The following is a 22,180-nucleotide window of genomic DNA, read 5'->3' as shown; positions in this document are numbered from 1 at the left end:
TTCCTCTATCCAGTGTGTTTTGCATTGCCGAAGAAGGTTTCGTCATCGACGATGCTGTTCATCAGGCAGCCGATGCCTTCGATTTCGGTTTCCACCACGTCGCCCGCCTTGACGTCGGCCAGTCCTTCCGGCGTGCCGGTCAGGATGATGTCGCCGGGCGACAGCGTCATGCATGAGGACAGCCAGGAAATCAGCGTCGGAATGTCGAAGATCATGTCGGCGGTGGTGCCGCGCTGCGTCACGCTGCCGTTCACACGCGTGGTCAGCGCCAGCCGCATCGGGTCCGCGATGTCGTCGCGCTCGACCAGCCAAGGGCCGATCGGCGTGCAGCCGTCGCGGTTCTTCACGCGCAGGTTCGGCCGGTAATAGTTCTCCAGGTAATCGCGAATCGCGTAGTCGTTGGCGACGGTGTAGCCGGCGACGTATTCGTATGCATCTTCCTTCGCGATGCGGCGGCCTTCCTTGCCGATCACGACCGCGAGTTCGCATTCGTAATGCATGTAGGTGGCATCCGCGGGCCGCCGCGTATGCGCGCGGTGGCCGATGAAGGTGTTGGGCCCCTTGAGGAAGACCAGCGGCGTCTCCGGCGCCTTGAACGCGAGTTCCTTTGCGTGATCGGCGTAGTTCAGGCCGAGCGCGAACACGGTGCGCGGCGCGACTGGCGGCAGCCATGTCGGTTCGGTTTCGGCCAGCATGCGGCCATCCGCCAGCAGCACGCAGCCATCTACTGCCTGCGTGACTTCGTGAATCGCGCCTTCCCAGGCGATGCGTCCGCGCTTCATGCCTTGCCTCCTTCCGCTGCGATGGAGAATGTCAGCGTACCCAGTTCCGGCCGGTTCGCGCCTACCTGGACGCGGCTGCCGGCAACGGCCTGCGGCGCGAGATAGGGAACGCCAACCAGCACCATGTCGCCGGTGTCGAGGGACATGAATTCGGTGATGTCGGCCAGCAGTTGCGGCACGTCGCGCACCAGATGGGCCAACGGCCACTGCGCGACCAGCCGGTCGTCTATCGTTGTCTGCAAAACCAGTTCACGCAGATCGCCGGCCAGATCGGCGGCGGCGACATTCCCGACGGGGCAGGAAGCGTCGAAGCACTTCTCCCGGATCGCGGGACGGTAGTAACTCGCATGCGGCAGGCTCAGGTCGGCCACCAGCGCGAAGCCGGCGATGACCGACATTGCATCGGCCGCGTGCAGGCGCGCCGCCGGCCGGCCGATCAGGATGCCGACGGTGGCGCCGATCTCGACTGCATCGGCGCCTGCCGGCAGCTGCACCACCGCGCCGGAGCCGGTCAGCGTGTTGCGCGGCTTGATGTACATGACCGGCGCTTTCGGCGCGCCCTTGTATGGCGCATCCTCCAGCGCAGCGCCGATGCTGTTGAGCGAGGCGCGGTCGTTGAGGACGACGCCATAGACCGTGCCGCTGATGGCGGGGCAGGGCGGTTGGCGCGTGCTTGCAGATTGCATGTCAATTCTCCCTTGCATATGTCACTTACAGAGAAGTCCGTAGTAATTCAGGTGGCAACATTGCGATCGCATCCCCTTCCCTTCAAGGGGAGGGTTAGGGTGGGGATGGGTTAAATCCGCAACGTAAAACCCATCCCCATCCCGGCCGTCCCACGCATTGCCTTGCAAGGCAATGCGATTCAGCAGGCGCAAAGCATGCTTTGCGAAACCCCTGCTTCATCCCCTTGAAGGGGAAGGAGTTGAAGCAATGCAGCCGTTGTCCAAATTTCCGACTACTGAGTATTTCAGCGCATGTCAGCCGAACGCATGGACCAGCCACAGGCTCAGGCCCGGGATGAATACCAATGCGATGATGCGCAGAAAATCCGAAGCGAGGAAGGGCATCACGCCCCATGCCGTGTCCTTCATCGGCACATCCTTGCTGAGTTTGTTGATCACGTACAGATTCATGCCGACGGGCGGATGCACCAAGCCGATCTCGACCACCATCAGCGCGAGGATGCCGAACCAGACCGACTTGTCGGCGACCGACATGCCGAAGAAGTCCAGACCCATCACGACCGGATAGAAAATCGGAATGGTCAGCAGGATCATCGCGAGTGAATCCATCACGCAGCCAAGGATGATGTAGATCACGAGGATCGAGAACAGCACCAGCAGCGGCGGCAGGCCGCTGCCCTGCACCCAGTGCGCGAGTTCGGTCGGCATCTGCGACAGTGCGAGGCTGGAGTTCAGCAGGTCCGCGCCGATCAGCACCATGAAGATCATGGCCGAGGCGACTGCGGTGCCGTAGATGCTGGCGAGGAAGCTGCGCATGCGCATGCCGCCGGACAGCACGGCGATGATGCCGCAGGAGGCCGCGCCGATCGATGCTGCCTCGGTCGGATTGGCCCAGCCGCCGTAGATACCCACGATGACGACGAGGAACACGATCAGCACCGGAATGATCCTGACCTGCGCCTTGACCACCTCCGCGAACGACGCCTTCTTGCCGGCCGGTCCGGCGCTGGGGTCGCGTCGCACGATCAGCGCGATGACGAGCAGGTAGCCGAGGGCAGCGATCACGCCGGGCACGACCGCCGCGACGAACAGCTTGCCGATCGATTCCTGCGTCAGGACCGCGTAGATGACGAGCGGCACCGAGGGCGGGATCAGGATGCCCAGCGTGCCGCTGGCCGCCAGCGTGGCGGTGGCGAGCTTGCCGGAGTAGCCGTGATTGCGCAGTTCGGGCAGCGCAACCTGTCCCATGGTCGCGGCCGTAGCCAGCGATGAGCCGCAGATCGCGCCGAATGCGCCGCAAGCCGCCGTTGACGCCATCGCCAGGCCGCCGCGCCAATGGCCGATCAGCGTGCCAGCGGCATGGAACAGCGCCTTCGACAGCCCGCCATGGGTCGCGAATTGCCCCATCAGAATGAACAGGGGGATGACCGCGAGATCGTAGTTGGATACCCGTGCATAGACCAGGTTGTTCAGAGTGAACATCAGGCCGTTCAGCTCGCCCTTGCTCATCACGAGATAAATGCCGGAGCCGACGACGAACATCGTGATGGCAATGTGAAAGCGTGCCGCCAGCAACAGCAGCAGAATGGCAAAGCCGAGCAGGCCGACGGTGGTTCCGCTCATGCTGTTCTCCCTGACAATGGTTTCGACGAACGGAACGACGCGACGGCGCGGTACATCGCACACAGCGTCGTGAGTGCAAGGATCGGCACCAGCGCGGCGACCGGAATCCATACCGGCAGCGACACCAGCGTGGTGACTTCGCCCGCCTCATGCAGGGCAACCGCAGACAGCGCGGTGCGCCACGTCAGCAGGGCGACGACCAGCGCCAGCAGACACTCGGCGACGCCGTCGATCGGGCGCTTGAGCGATTCGCGCATGTTCTCGGTGAAAAAATCCACCTTGATATGCTCGCCCTGCAGCGTGCAATACGGCAGGAAAGCCATCGCCGCCACGGCCGTGCCCGCCTGCATCAACTCGATATCGCCCTCGACCGGGCCAAAGCCGAGCTTGCGCCCGATGATGGATATCAGCGACATGACAATCAATGCGATGAACAGCAGACCGCCCGCGATTGCCGCCGTTTTGGCGGCGGCAATCAGGACGTGCTTCATCGGCTCGTGCGCCACCGGCTCGTGCGCCACCGGCTCGTGCGCCACCGGCTCGTGTGCCACCGGCTCGTGTGCCACCGGCTCGTGTGCCACCGGCTCGTGTGCCACCGACTGGCGCGGCAACTCCATTGGATTCATCATTGTTTCGATTCCGAAAATGGTTTATCCGATGGTCTTACTGTCCAGTCGCGAGCGTGCGCGCGGCGGCAGCGAGGCGCTTGCCGTCATGGCCTTTCTCGGTGACCTGCCTGATCCAGTCTTCATCGACGCTCGCCGTTGCGCTGCGCATGGCAGCCATCTCGGCCGGTGTGAAGTCGATGATCTGCCCGCCGGAGGCCAGCACCTTCTTGCGCGAATTTGTCGCTTCCTCATCCCACACACGTCCGAAACGCTCGACCAGCTCCGCGCCGCTGTGCCTGTCGATGATGGCTTTCAGGTCTGCCGGCATGCCGTCGAATTTCTGCTTGTTCATCAGCAGCATCAGCACGGTGGTGGAAGGATAGGGCTGGCCTGTGGGCGGCTGCGAATGCAGTTTGGCCACTTCATCCAGCTTGGTCGGCAGCACCACTTCCCATGCGCCCATCGCGCCATCGACCACGCCCTTGGAGATCGCTTCGGTCACTTGTGCCGGCGGCATCGCAACCGGCGTGGCGCCGAGTGCGATCAGGGTCTTCGCGCCCAGCCGTGTCGAGGAGCGCAGCTTCTGTCCCTTCCAGTCCGCTACGGACTTCACTTCCTTCTTAGCGGTATGGACCGCCTGGCCTCCATCGACGTGCAGCGCCAGCATCTTAAAGGCCGAAAACTCCTGCTGCGCGTGCTGCTGGTAGAACTTCCATGCGGCGCGGCTGCCCGAGCTTGCGTCGGAAATCATGAAGGGCAATTCGAAGGCTTCGATCAGCGGGAAACGCCCGGTGGAATATCCGGGCGCGGTCCACACCACGTCCGCCACGCCGTTCCTCACCTGGTCCACCAGTTGCGCGGGCGTGCCGCCCAGTTGCATGGCCGGATAAATCTGGCACGCGATGCGACTGCCCGAATCCTTCTTCAGGGCATCGCACCAGGGTTGCAGCACGCGCACCTGCGCCGGTGCGGCCGGCGGCAGAAAGTGGGCGACCTTGATCGTGAATTCCTGGGCTGCGACAGGCAGCGCGACAGCCAGACAGCCAATTGCGGCGAAACGATGAAATTTCATGACTCCTCCTCGATGCGTTGTTTTGATTAGTCAGGCCCTCGGACCTGCTGCATATTCACGGTGATCACAGCAAGACGGGTGCAGGGAACGGGCAGCGACATTTGCTATGATGATAGTAATATATTCGCTATGATCATAGCAAGTCAAGCGATATAATTGATGCGTCGCATCACCCATTTCACATTGCTGCAATCTCACAAGAAGGTGGATTGATTCATGAATCAGCGGATTTCCTATCGCAACCTGCCCCAGCTTTTTCTGAAGGCGCGCGAGCATCTGATGTCGCACTTCCGGCCCATCCTCAATCACTTCGGCCTCACCGAGCAGCAGTGGCGGATACTGCGCGCGCTGGACGAGGACAGGCAGCTTGAGCCCAGAGAGATCTGCGACATCTGCCAGATCATCAGCTCCAACATGGCCGGCGTGCTGGCGCGCATGGAAGACATGGATCTCATCGTACGCAGCCGCAGCGCGGAGGATCAGCGGCGCGTGCTGGTGCGCCTTTCGCGCAAGGGCGAATTGCTGGTGGACGACATCGCGCCGCTGATCGAGGCCCAGTACCACCATATCGAGGAAGCGTACGGCGTGAAGCTGTTCGGCGATGTGTTCAAGGTGCTTGAGAAATTCGTGCTGGCGGACGACGCATCGGTCGAGCATGTCGCGTTGCCGGCCGCAAAATCCGTATCACTGGAACGCGCCTCGGTCAGGGGGGCAGGAAAAGTGCAAAAGCGGCAGACAGCACAGAAAGCATTCGCAGGCAAGCGGCAGCAAGGAGACAAGTAAATACGATCCGACTTCCTTATCTGACTTCTGACGACGATTGCCGCTTCCGGGTCCGCCATTGGCGTGAGCTTGGTTGTATTTTCCGGATACCAACGACTTCATCACGCCACCAGCTTTTGTTCCGCCATCCAGGCAGCATGATGCTGCGCCGGGCTCTTGTAGCGCAACGCGGAGTGGCGACGTGTCCGGTTGTAAAACACTTCGATATAGTCAAACAAATCCTGCCTGGCTTCTTCCCGCGTGGCGTAGTCTTCATGAAACACGCGCTCGTTCTTCAAGCTGTTGAAGAAACTTTCTATCGGCGCGTCAGAGCAGTGCTCTGACTCCCAGCAATTGCCCTTGCGGCTGATGCTCGCCATCATGCCGTATTCGGCCAGTCTGCGGCGGCGCGCCTACTCAGAACCGCTTCGCTTCATTTTGTTAGACGCTCTAAATGCCCATGGAGAAGCAGTCATAAATGATCCCGCGTAGCCATTGGTTGGCGGCGTCTCGATGATAACGGGCATGCCAATGCTGCTTGAGATCGAATGTGGGCGCCTTCATCGGCAACTCCAGCATTCGTAACTCGCCAAGTCTCGCGAACGACTGGGCGCATGAGTAGGGAACGGTGACCAGCATGTCGGACTCGGGCAGCAAGTGCGGAATGCTCATGAAATGAGGAATGCTCAGTCCGACCTTGCGGACAATTTTCTGCTCTTCCAGATAGCGCTCGATGATCTCCTGACTTCGCCCTTCAGCCCGTATCACGACATGATAGACATCCAGGAACTGCTTCATGGTGAGCTTCGTCTTGATGGTGGGGTGATCACGGCGGACCAGACAGGCAAACGTATGTGTAAACAGATGCTGCTGGTAGAAATTGGCCTTTGTGATGTCCGGGAAATAGCCCAGCGCCAGGTCCACATCACCCGCTGCCATCGCCTCTTCCAGACGCGCCGGTGGCATGGACACCGACTTGAGGGTGATGCCCGGTGCATCCGTACGCAGACGCCTGAGCAACTTGGGCAGGAAGACCATCTCGCCGACGTCTGACAGACTCAGCGTAAATGTGCGCTGGCTTGTGCGTGCATCGAATTCGTCTTGCAGGAAGATGTCTCGCTGCACCACTTCCAATACATGCCGAACCGGATCGGCCATCCTTGACGCTCTGGGTGTCGGTTCCATTCCCCTGGAGGTTCGGACGAACAAGGGATCCGCCGTCAGCGTGCGCAGTTTGTTCAAGCCAAAGCTCACCGCAGGCTGGCTCAGGCCGACAATTTCCCCGGCCAATGTGACGTTCCTGGTGCGCATCAGAGCATCGAAGACGCGCAGCAAGTTCAAGTCGATTTCTGCAATATTCATGGCGTAAATTCCAGTTATTTGTTCATCTGATTGACAGATAATACCCCGGCTCGCAGAATCGAACCAAGAGCAAAGAACACTTTGCTGCTTGATTCATATAACAAGCACCTTCCATTCAGCTTGGATCTACAGGAGACATCAATGAGCACTCGTCGGCAATTCACCTTGCTACTGGCCTCGGCCGGCTTCGCATTCCTTTCCGCTCCCTATGCCACTGCCCAGGAAGACACGATTCGGGTCGGTCTGATTCTGGAAAAGTCGGGCCCGTTCGCCAGCTATGGCAAGCAGATGGAGAACGGTATCCAATCCTTCATGAAGATCCATGGGGACAAGGTAGCCGGCAAGAAGGTGGAGTTGTTCGTGCGTGACAGCACGGGCCCGGCTCCCGAAGTCGCCAAGCGACTGGCACAGGAATTGATCGTCAACAATAAAGTGCATTTCCTGGCCGGTTTTGGATTCACTCCGAATGCCCTGGCTGCCGCACCAATCGCCACGGCGGCAAAGACGCCAATGATCGTGATGAATGCTGCGGCATCTACCATCTCGACGCGCTCGCCTTACATTGCCCGTGTTTCCTTCACGACACCGCAAGTCTCCATGCCGATGGGGGACTGGGCTGGCAAGAATGGCATCAAGAAGGTCTTCACGGTCGTTTCCGACTACGGGCCGGGACACGATGCGGAAACCTATTTCAAGAAGGGCTTCCAGGCAGGCGGTGGGCAGATAGCAGGGGAAGTGCGCGTGCCGCTTTCCGCCAGGGATTTTTCTTCATATCTCCAGCGCGTCAAGGATGCCAAGCCTGAAGCGGTCTTCGTGTTCCTCGCTGCCGGCGAGCCTACGGTTTCGTTCATGAAGGCCTATGGCGAACGCGGGATGAAGCAAAGCGGCATCCGCATTCTTTCAACCGAGGGCTGGGCCGACGATCGTGAGCTGAACCTGATCGGCGACGCCGCCATGGGCGCGGTTTCGACCGGCTTCTATTCCATGACGCATGACAGTGCGAAGAACAGGGAATTCGTGAAGACCTATCTCGACATCGACAAGTCCGGGATGGTCCCCGACTTCATGGCCGTGTCCGCCTACGACGGCATGGCAGCCATTTATGCGGTCGCCAACAAGCTGGGCGGGCAAATCGACGGCGAACAGGCTATGAAAGTTCTCAAGGGTTTGCAGATCGATAGCCCGCGCGGCCCCCTGGTGATCGATGCCGAGACCCGGGATCCAGTACAGACCGTCTACGTTCGCAGAGTGGAAATGCGTAACGGAAAAATGGCAAACGTCGAGTTCGACAGTGGCTACAAGAATGTCAAGGACCCCGGCAAAGACGCCGCGAAGTAACGACTCTCTACACCAGCTCATTTTTTCACGCATTTTTTTGATAAGTCAGTTCAGGAGTAACAAGTGACGCAGATTTCCGTCAATGACATTCACCTTCACTACCAGCTGGACGGGCCGGAATCGGCTCCGGTGCTCGTATTCGTCAACTCCATTGCCACCGATCTGTCCATTTGGGATCAAGTGACTTCGGTCTTGCAGAGCTCGTTCCGGATATTGCGCTATGACGCACGAGGGCAGGGGCAATCGAGCGCGCCGGACGGACCATACTCGATCGAGTTGCTCGCAAGCGATCTGATCGGCTTGCTCGATGCGCTTGGCCTGGTCAGGGTGAACCTGTGCGGCCTGTCTCTTGGTGCCATGGTCGGAATGTGGATCGCGACGCATCATCCGGAACGTATCGAGCGGCTTGTGCTTTGCAATACCGCGGCCCGGGTCGGCCCGCCGGAATCCTGGGATGCAAGGGCGGCTGCGGTACTTGAACGGGGCATGCAGGCGATCCGTCCGGCGGTGCTTGAACGCTGGCTTTCTCCCCACTTCGTATCGGCAAATCCGCAAGGCGCGGAACGGGTGCTGGCCATGGCGCTCGGCTCGCCGGTCGCGGGCTACATCGGATCCTGCGCCGCAATTCGCGACATGGACCAGCGCGAATCGATCAGCACGATCAGGATTCCGACGCTGGTCGTTGCCAGCAGCGCGGATGCGGCAACGCCTGTGGCCGATGCCAGACATATTGCCAATTCGATCCAGGCCGCCGTCTATACGGAGCTGTCGGGCGGCCACCTTTCCAACGTTGAGCAAGCAACAGGACTGGCCACGGCAATGATGGGTTTTCTGCAAGGCCGCACAGCCTGAGCCTCACATCTGAACAAAGAGGAGACATCATGTTCATTCGCAATGCATGGTACATCGCCGCCTGGGCGAACGAAGTCAGTGATACGCCGTTGGCAAGACGGATTCTGAACGAGCCCGTGGTGCTGTTTCGAGACAAGGAGGGAAAAGCTGGAGCCCTCGCCGACCGCTGTTGCCATCGCGCCGCACCCTTGTCGCTCGGGCAGGTAACGGATGCAGGGTTGCAGTGCGGCTACCATGGGCTGACATTCGATTGCTCAGGCCGGTGCGTTGCCATTCCCGGCCAGGAAAAAATTCCGCAGAAGGCACGCGTGCGCAGTTACCCGCTGGTTGAGAAAGATGAATTCCTGTGGATCTGGATGGGGGAAGCCGAGAAGGCGGACGTCTCGAAGATCCTCGATTACCCATACCACAACGACTACAAGAAGTGGCCGCACAAGCATGGCCTGTACCAGGTCAAGTGCAACTACATGCTCCTCGTCGATAACCTGATGGACCTGACCCACATCGGGTACATCCATGGGAAAACCATTGGCGGCAGCCCAATGACCCACGTGCAGGCGGAAATGGAAACGACACCGACCGATACCGGCCTGAAGTTCACGCGCTGGATGCCGAATTCCGCACCACCGCCCACGTACTCCAAAGCCGTGCCGTTCGCGGGCAACGTCGACCGCTGGCAGGAATTCGAGTATGTCGCACCGACATCGATCATTCAATGGAGCGGGGCCATCGACGTCGGCAAGGAAGCACGGACAAACCGTGACCAGCCAGGTTTTTCATTGAAGCTGTTTCATGGCCTGACGCCGGAGACGGAGACGACCACATTCTATTTCTGGTCCACTGCAAATGGCTACCGGCAAGACGACCCGGAGGTAACCGAGCTTCTGTATCAGGAGATCGGCAAGGCGTTCCTGGAGGACAAGGAAATCGTCGAAGCACAGCAGAAGCGCATCACCGAAATGGGGGAGGAGGCGCTTGTCGACGTCGTCTCCGACCGCGCACGCATTCACATGCGACGCACCGTCGAGCGCATGCTCAAGGAAGATGGGCAGGCGCAGGCAGCTGCCTAGGGCAACAGGTCCTGGTGCTCAATGCGGACCGTATTCGATTACCACGTTCAATCCGAGAACCGGCAGACCAGGCATCTGCCGGCAAAGAAGGTATCAACATCCAATGGACAGCATCGCAGTCAAGGTAGTCAGGAAAGTCAAGGAAGCGGAGGACGTCTTCTGCTATGAGCTGGCTCGCATCGATGGCGCACCACTGCCGCCATTCAGTGCCGGTGCGCACATTGACGTGCACATCGGCGCGAAATTGACCCGTCAATATTCGCTTTGCAATGATCCAACGGAAAACCAGCGCTACCAGATCGGTGTACTGCGCGATCCGCGTTCCCGTGGCGGGTCCGTTGCCATGCACGACAAGGTACATGTGGGCGATACCCTCAAGATCAGCCCACCGAAGAATCACTTTCCCCTGGCGCAGGCAGACAAGACATTGCTGTTTGCAGGCGGCATCGGCGTGACTCCCATCCTTTGCATGGCTGAACGCCTCGCCCGGATCAATGCGGATTTCGAGATGCATTACTGTACTCGCGCAAGGGAACGCACCGCCTTTCTCGATCGGATCAAGGCGACATCCTTTGCATCAAGGGTGCATTTTCACTTCGATGATGGCCCCCCGGACCAGAAGCTGATCCTGGAGGAGGTGCTTGCCAAGCCAAATGACGGCAAGCATCTCTACGTCTGCGGACCGGCCGGTTTCATCGAGCATGTCGTCAGCACAGCGAAGCGACTGGACTGGGCCGGTGAGCACGTGCATTTGGAGCATTTCGGTGCAGTTGCGGTCGAGTCGACGGGCGACAGCGAATTCGAAGTCCAAATCGCCAGCACCGGCAAGTGCTATGTCATTCCTGCCGGCCGCACTGTTGTGGAGGCGCTGGGAGAGCAGGGCATCGAAATCCCTGTGTCTTGCGAGCAGGGGATATGCGGCACCTGCATTACCCGGGTTCTCGGTGGCACGCCAGACCATCGGGACACGTATTTCAGCGATGCCGAGCGCGACAGGAACGACCAATTCACGCCATGCTGTTCACGCGCGAAGATGGACAGGCTGGTTCTGGACATTTAGGTTTTGGTCGGTTTGCCCACGTTGCCTGTGCCGATGGTCGTTGTCGGTTGAGCGGAACATGCAAGCCCTCTGTGCTGGTTTTATTGGCACTCAAACGATCGCGTTTCGGAATGAAGAACTTCACAAGTACAGTTTCTCCATTCGAACAGCAGGGACTGCGTGAAGCGCTTCGACGTGACGCAAGGTCCGAGCAAACGACAGCCATTTCGGACTGGGAGAATCACGATCAGCCCCAGCAAAACGCAAGGAACAGCATTCACTTGATGGGGCACTGAATCCCAAATCGAAACATCGGTCGTCTGCTGATGCAACCCGCCTCGAACATCAAGCATGCGATGGAAACAACGCTGTCCTTCATGAGGATATGTCCGAGCGGGCCTCTTCGATAAGCCAAATAACGATGCGATTTATGTCCCACACGCCACTGCGATCTGATTCAGGAATTAAGGGGAGGCGTGGAGAGGGGTGGCTTTACAACTAAAAATGCAACTAACGGTCCAGAAAACTCAACAGCAATCCATCGCGCTGCGCGCGCTCGTCATCAGCCCAATCGATGAAAAGAGCCACCTCGGCAGGCAGGTAAACTTCGATTCTTCTCCCCCACCTGCAGTTTTGATATATTTTGAAGACCGTTAGTTGCAATTCCAAGCCATGGCCCAAGACCTGTTCGAAACGCACTATTTCTGGAAGACCGCTCCGGTCGAGGCGTTTTCCGCCTTCGTGAAGACCGAGGATTATCTGAAGCTGTCGCGGCGTACAACGTCCAGGGAAAAGGAGGATGAAACCTCCCGCCCCTTGCGAGACAGCTCGGCCCAGGTGTATATCCACATGTTCAGCCGATTTGCGCGCTGGATGGCACGGGAAAATCTCGATGTCTTCAGCATCACTGCCGCGCACCTGCGCGCCTTTCTGGAATATCGCGAGAGCGAGGAGGGCAAGCCGCCGAGGGCACTGACCAGCTCGATCCGCGTGCGCTATCTGCGGATGCTGGAACGGGTATTTGCCCATCTTCAGTTGCAGCCCAATCCCGCCCGGCATGCCGCGTTCGACGTCTATCGCACCCCGGCCGCCGGCCGGGACAAGCCCAAGGCCGTCCTGTCTCCCGCGCAGCACGCGGAATTCATGCGCGCCTTGCCGTCCGCGCCGCCGCTGGTCGAGGAAGACATGGACAATCCTTCATGGAAGCGCCGCCGCGACCGCGCGATGCTGGCGATGATGCTGGGCGCCGGCTTGAAGGTTTCCGAAGTCATCGGCATCCGCACCGCCAGCGTGGGCGTCATGGACACCACGGGTTCGATTCCGGTGACCATCACGCCGAGGTCGGTCGGCGGCAGCGCGAAACACCACGAGACGCAGCTGCGTCCTTTCGCCGCGAGGGAGGTGACCGCATGGATCGCAGAGCGCAAGATGCGCAACATCCCGGGCGAGCTGCTGTTCCCCGCGAGCCTGCAAGGCGGCCTCCTGAACAAGGCCACCGTCTATCGGTATGTCAAGGAAACCCTTGCCAGAGCCGGCATCGACGTACACCGAAAGGGGGGCCGAACACTGCGCAATTCATTCGCCGTGCGCGAACTGGAGTCAGGTGGCAGCGTCGAACTGGTCGGACAGTTCCTCGGACACAAGAAGCGAAAATCGACGGAAAAATACCTTTTGCAAAAGCCCGGAACAACGCTTCCTGATTGAATCTCCTCCCGAGCGACCGGGGACCTCGGCGCGTCTCTTGCGGCACGCTCGAAGATTCCTTGCGTGCCCTTGCGTCGCCACACTCAAGTCATCCGATGGTTTCCCCATTTTGACGCGGCGCGAAAGCAGAGCCATGCAGCCACGGCAAATTTCTGTTTCGAGGTATTTCCGCCACGAACTACGTCGGCGTGCGTGATGAGAACCCATAACCAATCGATCGCGGACTCTCGGACGCTCAATGAGCTGCATCTCCACCACGACGCATCAAGGTGTCTGCACCAACAAATTCCTTCGCCAGCGATGGCGCCGCACGGTTCTCTCGCGGACGGGATCGCTTGCCAAGCCATTTTCCCAGCCTCATGCCCGGGACTTCGATGAATCTGTATGCAAGCGCCGAAAGCATCAATGTCGTCAAGACGATCAACGGGAGGGCGTACATCAGAAAGTTGAATTTTCCTATCTCGGGGAATGCATGCTGCAAGCAGGCAAACCACGCGTACAACACAAGCATGTGGATCATGTAGATCGAATACGAAATCCTTCCCATCCATTGCAGCATGGGTTGTCGCAGGACGCCGATAAACATCCTTTGGAACAGCGATGGCGCAGGATGCCTTTCAGCGATGATCGCGATGAAAACGACAACCCACAACATCAGCGAAATGGTTCTGCTCATCGTGAAATACACGATTGCAATCGCAAGCAATCCCATGACTTCAATGAAGCGGAAATCATGTTGCCGGATGAGGTTGGACTTTTTCCAGACAAAATACGAAACGATCCCGATCAAGAAGTATGCGCCTTGATTGATCGCAAATCCTGCACTGCCATAGTTCACGGCCCGCAAGACGCACACCACGACAATGACCGCCGCCAGTGCATACCATCGACGCGCCGCGATGAGGAAGAACAATGCAGGCGCAATCAGGTAAAACTGCCATTCAACCGAAATGCTCCACGCCGGTCCGACGATCGCATACTGACTGCTCGGCAGAATACTGTCCGCAATCGCGCCGTGCAGCATCGCAAAATGCGCGAGAAGGTGTTGCGGCAGGTATTGCAGGGCGTCGAGGTGAATCCGCATGTCGTTGGCAATCGATTGATTCTTCCATGGCGTATTGGCAATCACCGAAACCTGCCAATCCAGCGTGAGGGCGGATATCACGAGGATCAAGAAGAACAGCGGGGCAAGGCGGAAAAAGCGGCCGACAATGAATTCGGTATAGGAGCTTCGTTGACGGTCGAGCAGCATGAAAATGACGAAGCCGCTCAGGATAATGAAACAATCCACCGCAAGTCCCGGATTGCCCAGGATCGCGAAGACGCCCAGTTCGGCGTCCGTGTAGCCCGAGTGCTTGATCGTGTGCCCCACCGTGACCCACAAGGCCAATAACCCACGCAAGGATTCAAGGGACAGGATTCTGCTGGCATTTTCATTCATCTTGAATCGTTTAAAAACTTGTTGTTTGAATACGGGATTGTGCCAGATCGCTTCAGGCCGAACCGAGGACTTTCCGGTTTTCGGAAAACGGTGAGCGCCCGCAATTCAGTTTCCGCGCACGGCACGATCCGGATCAGTCCGCCAACGCCAACATAAACTCCTCGCTTCGTTACGCCGACAACCAACTCTCGGATGGCATTCGGAAATCCACGCGAATCACAGCCGTACCGTTTCCATAATCAATTCCTCGCACATCAGTGGAAAGCAGATTGATAAGTAAATTCGAATGGCAAAGCGACGACAAAGCAATCCGGCGGGATTCGAATTTATCAATACTAGCGAGACGTTGATTACCTGAACACATTGTTCAGTGACCTGACGGTTGCGGAAAATATTGCGACAGGGCAGCCAGTTCTCCAGCCATGAGTGGCAGGCGTTCACCTTGCCACTCCGCGCAGCTTGTCAGGCCTTGTCCGCCTTGCCGGCCGCGTTCGCGAACTTGCTCAGCATCTTGTCCAGCAGCCAGGGATTGCGGTTGTGGTCCTCGGCATTTTCCTTGCGGCGAATCGCATTGCGCACCACCAGCGAGCCGATGTAGCGGATCGGCTCGGGCGGGAAGTGGCCGCACGGCCCCCTGGTGAGCGGACTGCGGCTCCATGCGTTGTCGAGCCCGAGCACCAGCGAGGACAGCACCTGTCCTCCCATGTAGCTGGGGCCGACGCCGTTGCCCGAATAGCCGAAGCCGTAAAACACGTTCGACGCGTCATCAAGCCTGCCGAAAAACGGGAAGCCGGTGACCGAGCGATCGGACGGGCCATTCCAGCTCGCAGTAATGGGAACGCCCGCCAGCGCCGGAAAGAATTCCCGCAGGCTTGCCGTCAAGGCCTGTTCGTACGGCGAACGCTGATCGAATACCGGCAGGATGCGACCCCGCCACGCAAAGGTATTGCCGCCCTTGCCCAACATCAGGCGGCCATCCATCGTGGTGCGGTAGTAATAGACGAAGGTGCGCGAATCGAGCACCGACACGCCATTGCTCAAGCCAATCTGCTGCAACAGTTCCGGACATTTTTCGGTGATCACCATGTCGCTCGAAACCACCGCGATGGTGCGTTCGAATTGCGGAAACCTGCTGGCCATCCACGCATTGATCGCCAGCACGAGCTTGCCGGCGCGCAGGGTGCCGGACGGCGTACGCACCGTGACTTTTGCGCCGTTGGCGAAGTCGAGCATCGGCGTGCGTTCATGGATGCGGATGCCCATCTCCAGCGCGACACGACGCAGGCCGCGCACGAGCTTGCCCGGATGGACGGTCGCGGCGTTTGGCGAAAACACGCCGGACAGGTTTTTTGCCGAACCGGAGCGGCGCTGCACTTCCTCCGGCGCGAGCGGCTGCCAGGAACTGATGCCGCGCGCTTCCAGCTCGCGCAGCACCGGATCGAGGACACCGATCTGCGCCTGCGCGGTCGAGGTGTACAGGGTGCCGTCAAGCCGCAGCTCGGCATCGATGCGATGCGCGCGGCAGAAATCCGCGATGTGCTGTACCGCCGCTTCGGAAGCATTCACGAGGCGCGTTGCCTCGGCTTCACCGAACAACCGGCGCAGCGTGAAGAACTTGGTGGACCAGGTGAGCAGACAGCCGCCGTTGCGCCCGCTGGCGCCGGCGCCGCACAAATCGCTTTCGATGATGGCGATATCGAGCGCCGGATTCTGCTGCTTCAGCTGGATCGCGGTCCACAGGCCGGTGAAGCCGCCGCCAACGATGGCGACGTCGGCGGTGTGATCGCCCACCAGCGCGGGGGCGAGTTCGCCGTCCCGGAAGAGGGCTTGTTCAAGCCAGAAAGGGCGCATCATTTGTTCTCCACATCAGGTGTTCGCACAACTCGACATCATTCAGGTGACATGCCAATCGCGTTGACTTGCCGCTGGTCCAGCTTGAACACGCTGACGGCCCGTGACAGCGAACCAGCCTGATCCTGCATCGCCTGCGCGGCTGCAGCCGCCTGCTCGACCAGCGCCGCATTCTGCTGCGTGACCTGGTCCATTTGCGTGATCGCCTGATTGACCTGCTCGATACCCTGGCTTTGCTCCTCGCTGGCGGCGGTGATCTCGGTCATGATGTCGGTCACCTTTTTCACGCTCGCGACAATCTCGTCCATTGTCGTGCCGGCCTGGGCGACCAGCGTGCTGCCGGCGTCGACCTTCTCCACCGAATCGTCGATCAGCGACTTGATCTCCTTGGCGGCGCTGGCCGAGCGTTGCGCCAGGCTGCGCACTTCGGCAGCGACCACCGCGAAGCCGCGCCCTTGCTCCCCGGCGCGCGCGGCTTCGACTGCAGCGTTCAATGCGAGGATGTTGGTCTGGAAGGCGATGCCGTCGATCACGCTGATGATGTCGACGATCTTTCTGGACGAGGCGTTGATCGAGTCCATCGTCTCGATCACTTGCGCCACCACGTCGCCGCCCTTGATCGCCACGCCGGATGCGGTGGCCGCCAACTGATTGGCTTCGAGTGCGTTGACCGCGTTCTGCTTCACGGTCGACGTCAGTTCCTCCATCGATGACGCGGTTTCTTCGAGCGAACCGGCTTGCTGCTCGGTGCGCGCGGACAGATCATGGTTGCCCGTCGCAATCTGGCTCGAGGCGGCCGCGATCGATTCGGTGCCGCTGCGTACTTCGCTGACGATGCGCACGAGGCTGCTGTTCATCTCTTTCAAGGCCAGCAGCAACTGGCCCGTCTCGTCCTTGCCGCTCGAATCGATGTCGCTGGTCAGGTCGCCCGAGGCAACCGTGCGCGTAATGCCGACAGCCCTCTTCAGCGGTCGCGTGATGCCGACGGCCAGCAGCCCGGCGCAGATTGTGCCAAAGGCGAGTGCAAATACGCCGAGCGCAACGAGGAGGTTGCGGCTTGTCTTGTAAATGCCGTCAATTTCATTTGCGGTCGCATCGATGCGGGCGCGCTGCATGTCGAGCAGTTCCTGTATCAGCTCGACATAGGCTTTCGAAGCGGGAACAAAGGTGCGTTCGAAGATCTGGTTGGCGCTGTCGAATCCGCCGTCCGCTTTCATCTTGAAGATGGTGTCGCTCGACGAGAGATAGATTTTTCTTTTCTCTGCGATCTTTGCAAACAGGGTCTTTTCCTCCGGCGTTTCCAGACGCGCCTCGAGCGCCTTTTGCAGTTCCCCGGAAGCCTTCCCGCTTGCCGCCGCCTCATCCGCGAAAAAGGCACCCAACTCCTCATCCGAACTTTTCACGATGGCCGTCGTGCGGCGCACGCCGGTATGAATGTTTCTGTACCAGTCGCTGATGATGCGCTCCTTCGCGACGGGATTTTCCATCATGTCACGCGTGGCCTCTGCAACCGCATGCAGCCGCCATATGCCGATGGCAGTCATGAGCGCCAGCAGCACGAGCACGATGGCGAAACCAATACCCAGACGGGTGCCAATTCTCAAGTTCTTCATGCCGACTCCTTGAAGGTCATACGCCAAAAAAACGTCTGCACAAAGTTGCATGCCGCGGCCCGCTGCCAAATTGCGGGACATTCGCGATCAGGAAAAAGATGCAATTTCCATGCCGCAATTTCCAGGCAGGAAAAATGACCCGTCTCGTCTTTCATCGAACCCGGAAATTCCTGATTCGCATTGAGGAAGTGTCCGCTCAAATAGCGGACACTTTCCTCGACGGACTGATGGTCCCCTGTCCTCTATGAACAGGCGCACGCACGCATTACGGGCACAAAGCTCGCAAGCGAAGGCGTTTCCATGCCCGCCACCTTCGCCAGATCGTCCCATCTGCGCAGGCGTATCGCGTCCTCCGCAAAGGGCTTCCCGATGAATTGCGTGGCCTGCTCTGGCGTAAAGATACCACCCTGCAACTGCAGGCTGCGCTTCGAATCCGGCGACAGATGCAGCGCGTATTCAAAGTCGGTCGCGCAGATGTAGCGCTTCGCGTCAACATGCAGCCGGATCGGTTCCAGCACGGCGTCGGGGAACAGTCCGCGCAGGAAGGGCAGCACCTGATACTGGTGCAGGTCGTCGATGCCGCGCTCGGTCGGCGTCTCGCCCTGGTCATTGATCAGGTGTCCGAGGTCGTGCAGCAATGCAGCGCAAACCAGCGCGGAGGAGGCGCCGGATTGCTGCGCCATGGTTGCCGATTGCAGCGCGTGCTCGAGCTGCGTGACCGGTTCGCCCGTATAGGCGCGATGCCCTTTTTCATCAAACAAATTGCAAATCTGTTCGATCGTCAGCATCGCGTCATCCCCATGGCAGCGAATAGGTCTTGGTATTGCAGAAGCTCTTCATCGCTTCCAGCACGCCTTCCTTGTAGCCGAGGCCGGAATCCTTGATGCCGCCGAATGGTGTCAGCTCCAGGCGGTAGCCCGGCACTTCGCGCACGTTCACGGTGCCGACCTGCAGTTCGCGCACGAAGCGCGTGATGTAGTCGAGGCGGTTGGTGCAGACGGAAGACGACAAGCCGTAGGGCGTGGAGTTGGAAATGCGGATCGCATCGGCAATGTCCTTGCAGCGGATCACCGGCGACACGGGTCCGAAGGTTTCTTCCGCCACCAGCGTGCAGGTTTCCGGCACATGATCGAGCACCGTCGGCGAATAGAGCGCGCCGCGCCGCACGTTGCCATGCAAGAGCTTTGCGCCATGCGCGACCGCATCGTTGACCTTCGCTTCGAAGGCGCGCGCGGCGCCCTCGTCGATCACCGTGCCCATGTCGTTGCTTGCGTCCATCGGATCGCCGTATTTGATCGCCTTGGTCTTTTCGACCAGCAGTTCGACGAAGCGATCGGCCACTGCCTGATGCACGATCATGCGCTTGATCGCGGTGCAACGCTGGCCGGAATTCTTGTACGAACCCGACACGGCCAGCGCGGCGGCTTCCTCGATATCCGCGTCTTCCATGACGATGATCGGATCGTTGCCGCCCAGTTCCAGCACCTGGCGCTTGTACACCGCCTTGGCCGCGATGTATTTGCCGATGGGTACGCCGCCGGTGAAGGTAACCAGATCGACGTCGGCATTGGTCAGCATCTCGTCGGCGATATCGCGCGGGTCGCCGGTGACGACGGAAAACATTTCGGGCGGCAGTCCTGCTTCATACAGAATATCGGCCAGCAACAAGGCGGTCAGCGGCGTCTTCTCGGTGGGCTTGAGCACCATGCGGTTGTTGGTCGCAATCGACGGCGCGACCTTGTGCGCGACCTGGTTGAGCGGATGGTTGAACGGCGTGATCGCCGAGATCGCGCCCAGCAGCGGCTCGCGCAGCGTATACACCTTGCGTTGCTTGCCGTGCGGCGTCAGGTCGCAGGAGAACACCTGGCCGTCGTCGACCAGCGCCTGATTGCCGGCGAACAGGAAGACGTCGCAGGCGCGGCCCACTTCGTACAGCGTGTCCTTCTTGCACAGGCCGGCTTCGGCGGTGATCAGGTCCGAAATCGCCTCCGCGTTCGCCCGCAGCAGCTCCGAAGTACGCAGCATGATCTTGTAGCGATCGTAGCGGGTGAGGGGGGATTTGAATTCCCTCGCGGTACGGAAGGCACTCTTGATCTGCTCGACATTCGCCCTGGGCACGCTGCCCACCAGCGCGCCGGTGTACGGATTGCGCACTTCGATGACGCCATCGCCGCCGACCAGCTTGCCGGCGATGCGCATTTTCTGGTGCAGGGGTTCGCCGCGACGCAGCGCGCTCAATTCAGTCAACATCGACATCTCGTTGTCTCCTATGGCGAAAGTAGGTTTACTGCGCGCAGTTCAGCGCAAGATGCAGCACATCGAAGTTGCGCAGCCGGGCCACGCCATGCGCGCCTTTCAGCTTGCGGTTGAGCAGCAGCGGCACGCGCTGTTCGGAGATGCCGCCGTGCGAGCGCAAGGGCAGGTCGAGTCCGGACAGGTCGTGTTTCGAGGCCGAGGTGCCGATGACGGTCAGGCGTTCGCTCACCACCACCAGATCGCCGATGCGGTCGGGCGGCAGTTCGAAGCGTTCCGCAGCCTCCTTGCGGCTCAACACGACCTCGACACCGGAAATGGCCCTGATACGCGCGGCCAGTGCAACGGGATCAACGTCCTCGCCGGTATACACGGTGGCGTAGGAACCGAGCGCGCCGTGATGCACGACATAGGGATCGGTGATCGGCAGGATGACGCGCGTCTTGCCGGCGCCCAGCATCTCGTTCAGCGTGTCCTGCAGGTAGATCACGTTCGGCGTGCCGGCGGAATCGGTCTTGGCATTCATGCCGTGGTCGGCAGTCACCGCGACGGTCGCGCCCAGGGCATCGAGCTGCGCCAGATAGCGGTCCATCATCGCGTAGAACGCATTCGCGCCCGGCGTGCCGGGTGCGAACTTGTGCTGGATATAGTCGGTGGTGGAGAGGTACATCAGATCCGGCCGCACCTTTTCCAGCAGCTTCACGCCGGCGGCGAACACGAACTCCGACAGTTCGGCGCTGTACACCGACGGCACCGGCATGCCGACCAGCGACACGACGTTCTCGATGCCGTATTCCTTCAGATCGGCCTGGTCCGCCTTTTCCGCCGAGAAGCAGATGCCGTGCATCTTGTGGCCGAGCAGGCTGCGCAGCTTGTCCTTCGCGGTGACGACCGCCACCTTCGCGCCCGCATCCGCAAACGCCGCCAGCACCGTGCCGGCGCGCAGGTACTTCGGATCGTTCATCATCACTTCCGCATCGGCTTGCGCGTCGTAGAAGAAGTTGCCGCAGATGCCGTGCACCGCCGGCGGCACGCCGGTCACGATCGACAGGTTGTTCGGATTGGTGAAGCTGGGCACGACGCAATCGCCGGCCAGCACCGTGCCGCTCTTCGCCAGTTTTGCCAGGTAAGGGGTCGCGCCGGCCTGGATGGCCTGGTTGATATATTCTTGCTCGCAGCCGTCGACGCACACGATCACGACGGGGCGTTCCATCCATTGGTACGTGCGGCCATTGACGCTAATAGTAGTGGCAGTCATCAGTCAACCTTTCATGGTGGCTAGAGGGAAAATCAATTGGGCGTGCTGCCTGCCCGGGCTTTATGCATTCGGCTCACGCTCTCCATGACATGAGCGCGCATCATTTCACCGGCTGCCGTGGCATCCCGGCTGGCAATGGTGTCGACAATGTCATGGTGCTCGCGCGTGGAAATCGGCAAGGAACCTTTCTGGCCCAGTGCCGTGCGGCGAAACAGGTTCAGTTCATTCACCAGACGGCGGTAGGTATCCAGCAGCTTGCGGTTGCCGGCCATCTGCACCAGGGTGTCGTGGAATTCCAGATTCAGTTTGGCGTAGGCGTCGACGTTCTTGTTGTCGACATGCTGATCCATGCGCGCCAGCATGTCGCGCAGTTGGGCCAGCTGTTCTTCCGTGATCTGCTGCGCCAGCTTGCGTCCCACCAGTTCGTCCAGCGAGGCGCGGACTTCGTAAATCTCGTCGGCTTCTTCCACCGAGATTTGCCGTACGAACACACCTTGGTTCTTTTCTTGCTTTACCAGGCCGGAAGCTTCGAGCGCACGAAAGGCTTCGCGCACCGGTCCGCGCGACACGCCCAGCAGTTCCGCGAAGAGGGCTTCATTCAGCTTCGAACCGGCTGTCAGCTCGCCCGAAAGGATGCGTCGCTCGATTTCCATCTGCACCAAATCCGGGAGCGAGTGCTGCTGCAAGAAGGCAATTGGCTTGGTTTCACTAGGGTTCATGCATGCTCCATTTCAGTGAAAATAATTTTATGCGAAAAAATGTAGATTGTCTACAATCTACGATATACAATTCATTTGTCGTTATGATTTTTTTGATATGTTGTTATTTTTTGGTACTGCTTGGTAGAAACTGCAACAGGCAAGGGC

At 59.6% G+C, this 22,180-nt stretch carries 20 protein-coding genes and 1 pseudogene; 6 read left to right on the top strand and 15 right to left on the bottom strand.

What is annotated here, in order from left to right:
- Nucleotides 1-5: 5 nt before the first annotated feature.
- The 5 genes from D3870_RS19275 to D3870_RS19255 form a co-directional block, all read right to left on the bottom strand.
- Nucleotides 6-782 (bottom strand): fumarylacetoacetate hydrolase family protein, encoded by a 777-nt coding sequence (locus tag D3870_RS19275; RefSeq protein WP_119742602.1) that lies wholly within the window; start codon nt 780-782, stop codon nt 6-8.
- Nucleotides 779-1,468, bottom strand: coding sequence for a fumarylacetoacetate hydrolase family protein (locus D3870_RS19270; protein WP_158590519.1), 690 nt, complete (start codon nt 1,466-1,468; stop codon nt 779-781). Before D3870_RS19270 ends, D3870_RS19275 begins: the two co-directional genes overlap by 4 nt.
- Nucleotides 1,469-1,762: 294 nt before the next feature.
- Nucleotides 1,763-3,091 (bottom strand): TRAP transporter large permease, encoded by a 1,329-nt coding sequence (locus D3870_RS19265; RefSeq protein WP_119742598.1) that lies wholly within the window; start codon nt 3,089-3,091, stop codon nt 1,763-1,765.
- Nucleotides 3,088-3,720, bottom strand: a complete 633-nt coding sequence (locus D3870_RS19260; protein ID WP_199710822.1) for a TRAP transporter small permease — start codon at nt 3,718-3,720, stop codon at nt 3,088-3,090. The genes D3870_RS19265 and D3870_RS19260 overlap by 4 nt, the downstream gene beginning before the upstream one ends.
- Nucleotides 3,721-3,754: 34 nt before the next feature.
- Entirely contained in the window at nt 3,755-4,771 is a 1,017-nt protein-coding gene (locus D3870_RS19255) for a TRAP transporter substrate-binding protein (RefSeq protein ID WP_119742596.1), read from the bottom strand.
- A gap of 216 nt (nt 4,772-4,987) precedes the next feature.
- On the opposite strand from D3870_RS19255, the gene hpaR reads away from it, so the two are divergent.
- A complete protein-coding gene (gene hpaR, locus D3870_RS19250; protein ID WP_119742594.1) occupies nt 4,988-5,554 on the top strand; it encodes a homoprotocatechuate degradation operon regulator HpaR in 567 nt (188 codons plus the stop codon).
- 101 nt (nt 5,555-5,655) lie between these two features.
- On the opposite strand, the pseudogene D3870_RS19245 reads toward hpaR, so the two are convergent.
- A pseudogene (locus D3870_RS19245) lies at nt 5,656-5,940 on the bottom strand (IS3 family transposase); the annotation flags it as partial.
- A gap of 43 nt (nt 5,941-5,983) precedes the next feature.
- Nucleotides 5,984-6,895 (bottom strand): LysR family transcriptional regulator, encoded by a 912-nt coding sequence (locus tag D3870_RS19240; protein ID WP_119742590.1) that lies wholly within the window; start codon nt 6,893-6,895, stop codon nt 5,984-5,986.
- Nucleotides 6,896-7,036: 141 nt separating this feature from the next.
- Between D3870_RS19240 and D3870_RS19235 the strand changes: the two genes are divergently transcribed.
- From D3870_RS19235 to D3870_RS19215, 5 genes are all read left to right on the top strand, one after another.
- Nucleotides 7,037-8,233, top strand: coding sequence for an ABC transporter substrate-binding protein (locus D3870_RS19235; protein WP_119742588.1), 1,197 nt, complete (start codon nt 7,037-7,039; stop codon nt 8,231-8,233).
- 63 nt (nt 8,234-8,296) lie between these two features.
- Complete coding sequence (gene pcaD / locus D3870_RS19230; protein WP_119742586.1) at nt 8,297-9,085, top strand: 3-oxoadipate enol-lactonase; 789 nt, start codon at nt 8,297-8,299, stop codon at nt 9,083-9,085.
- Nucleotides 9,086-9,114: 29 nt separating this feature from the next.
- Nucleotides 9,115-10,155: an aromatic ring-hydroxylating dioxygenase subunit alpha gene (locus D3870_RS19225; RefSeq protein WP_119742584.1), complete on the top strand. Its 1,041-nt coding sequence runs from the start codon at nt 9,115-9,117 to the stop codon at nt 10,153-10,155.
- Nucleotides 10,156-10,258: 103 nt separating this feature from the next.
- A complete protein-coding gene (locus tag D3870_RS19220; protein ID WP_119742582.1) occupies nt 10,259-11,215 on the top strand; it encodes a PDR/VanB family oxidoreductase in 957 nt (318 codons plus the stop codon).
- A gap of 651 nt (nt 11,216-11,866) precedes the next feature.
- Entirely contained in the window at nt 11,867-12,898 is a 1,032-nt protein-coding gene (locus tag D3870_RS19215) for a tyrosine-type recombinase/integrase (protein WP_119742580.1), read from the top strand.
- Between the two features lie 235 nt (nt 12,899-13,133).
- Here the strand turns inward: D3870_RS19215 and D3870_RS19210 are convergent, their stop codons facing one another.
- From D3870_RS19210 to D3870_RS19175, 8 genes are all read right to left on the bottom strand, one after another.
- The gene (locus D3870_RS19210; protein WP_119742578.1) at nt 13,134-14,339 is read right to left on the bottom strand and encodes an acyltransferase family protein; all 1,206 of its coding nucleotides are present in this window, start codon (nt 14,337-14,339) and stop codon (nt 13,134-13,136) included.
- A gap of 462 nt (nt 14,340-14,801) precedes the next feature.
- The gene (locus tag D3870_RS19205; protein WP_119743142.1) at nt 14,802-16,190 is read right to left on the bottom strand and encodes an FAD-dependent oxidoreductase; all 1,389 of its coding nucleotides are present in this window, start codon (nt 16,188-16,190) and stop codon (nt 14,802-14,804) included.
- A gap of 38 nt (nt 16,191-16,228) precedes the next feature.
- Nucleotides 16,229-17,803, bottom strand: coding sequence for a methyl-accepting chemotaxis protein (locus tag D3870_RS19200; protein WP_119742576.1), 1,575 nt, complete (start codon nt 17,801-17,803; stop codon nt 16,229-16,231).
- Nucleotides 17,800-17,958 carry a hypothetical protein gene (locus D3870_RS22415; RefSeq protein WP_158590518.1) on the bottom strand — a complete coding sequence of 53 codons (159 nt, stop codon included), beginning with the start codon at nt 17,956-17,958 and terminating at the stop codon, nt 17,800-17,802. Before D3870_RS22415 ends, D3870_RS19200 begins: the two co-directional genes overlap by 4 nt.
- An 87-nt stretch (nt 17,959-18,045) precedes the next feature.
- Nucleotides 18,046-18,591, bottom strand: coding sequence for a phosphonate degradation HD-domain oxygenase (locus tag D3870_RS19190; RefSeq protein ID WP_119742572.1), 546 nt, complete (start codon nt 18,589-18,591; stop codon nt 18,046-18,048).
- A 4-nt stretch (nt 18,592-18,595) separates the two neighbouring features.
- Nucleotides 18,596-20,059, bottom strand: a complete 1,464-nt coding sequence (gene phnY, locus D3870_RS19185; protein WP_242490105.1) for a phosphonoacetaldehyde dehydrogenase — start codon at nt 20,057-20,059, stop codon at nt 18,596-18,598.
- Nucleotides 20,060-20,087: 28 nt separating this feature from the next.
- On the bottom strand, nt 20,088-21,314 hold the full coding sequence (gene phnA, locus D3870_RS19180; RefSeq protein ID WP_119742570.1) for a phosphonoacetate hydrolase: 1,227 nt from the start codon (nt 21,312-21,314) through the stop codon (nt 20,088-20,090).
- Between the two features lie 32 nt (nt 21,315-21,346).
- On the bottom strand, nt 21,347-22,033 hold the full coding sequence (locus D3870_RS19175) for a phosphonate utilization associated transcriptional regulator (RefSeq protein ID WP_119742568.1): 687 nt from the start codon (nt 22,031-22,033) through the stop codon (nt 21,347-21,349).
- Nucleotides 22,034-22,180 lie beyond the last annotated feature (147 nt).

The sequence above is a fragment of the Noviherbaspirillum cavernae genome (assembly GCF_003590875.1).
Lineage (GTDB): Bacteria > Pseudomonadota > Gammaproteobacteria > Burkholderiales > Burkholderiaceae_D > Noviherbaspirillum > Noviherbaspirillum cavernae.
The sequence above is the reverse complement of the archived record's forward strand: the minus strand, read 5'-3'. Positions and strand labels throughout refer to the sequence as shown.

Coding starts and splice junctions, on each gene's coding strand:
- D3870_RS19270 (WP_158590519.1), bottom strand. CDS start 1,468: ATGCAATCTGCAAGCACGCGCCAACCGCCCTGCCCCGCCATCAGCGGC.
- D3870_RS22415 (WP_158590518.1), bottom strand. CDS start 17,958: ATGAAAGACGAGACGGGTCATTTTTCCTGCCTGGAAATTGCGGCATGG.
- D3870_RS19190 (WP_119742572.1), bottom strand. CDS start 18,591: ATGCTGACGATCGAACAGATTTGCAATTTGTTTGATGAAAAAGGGCAT.
- D3870_RS19260 (WP_199710822.1), bottom strand. CDS start 3,720: ATGATGAATCCAATGGAGTTGCCGCGCCAGTCGGTGGCACACGAGCCG.
- D3870_RS19200 (WP_119742576.1), bottom strand. CDS start 17,803: ATGAAGAACTTGAGAATTGGCACCCGTCTGGGTATTGGTTTCGCCATC.
- D3870_RS19240 (WP_119742590.1), bottom strand. CDS start 6,895: ATGAATATTGCAGAAATCGACTTGAACTTGCTGCGCGTCTTCGATGCT.
- phnY (WP_242490105.1), bottom strand. CDS start 20,059: ATGTCGATGTTGACTGAATTGAGCGCGCTGCGTCGCGGCGAACCCCTG.
- phnA (WP_119742570.1), bottom strand. CDS start 21,314: ATGACTGCCACTACTATTAGCGTCAATGGCCGCACGTACCAATGGATG.
- D3870_RS19215 (WP_119742580.1), top strand. CDS start 11,867: ATGGCCCAAGACCTGTTCGAAACGCACTATTTCTGGAAGACCGCTCCG.
- hpaR (WP_119742594.1), top strand. CDS start 4,988: ATGAATCAGCGGATTTCCTATCGCAACCTGCCCCAGCTTTTTCTGAAG.
- D3870_RS19265 (WP_119742598.1), bottom strand. CDS start 3,091: ATGAGCGGAACCACCGTCGGCCTGCTCGGCTTTGCCATTCTGCTGCTG.
- D3870_RS19255 (WP_119742596.1), bottom strand. CDS start 4,771: ATGAAATTTCATCGTTTCGCCGCAATTGGCTGTCTGGCTGTCGCGCTG.
- D3870_RS19175 (WP_119742568.1), bottom strand. CDS start 22,033: ATGAACCCTAGTGAAACCAAGCCAATTGCCTTCTTGCAGCAGCACTCG.
- D3870_RS19235 (WP_119742588.1), top strand. CDS start 7,037: ATGAGCACTCGTCGGCAATTCACCTTGCTACTGGCCTCGGCCGGCTTC.
- D3870_RS19220 (WP_119742582.1), top strand. CDS start 10,259: ATGGACAGCATCGCAGTCAAGGTAGTCAGGAAAGTCAAGGAAGCGGAG.
- D3870_RS19210 (WP_119742578.1), bottom strand. CDS start 14,339: ATGAATGAAAATGCCAGCAGAATCCTGTCCCTTGAATCCTTGCGTGGG.
- D3870_RS19225 (WP_119742584.1), top strand. CDS start 9,115: ATGTTCATTCGCAATGCATGGTACATCGCCGCCTGGGCGAACGAAGTC.
- D3870_RS19275 (WP_119742602.1), bottom strand. CDS start 782: ATGAAGCGCGGACGCATCGCCTGGGAAGGCGCGATTCACGAAGTCACG.
- D3870_RS19205 (WP_119743142.1), bottom strand. CDS start 16,190: ATGCGCCCTTTCTGGCTTGAACAAGCCCTCTTCCGGGACGGCGAACTC.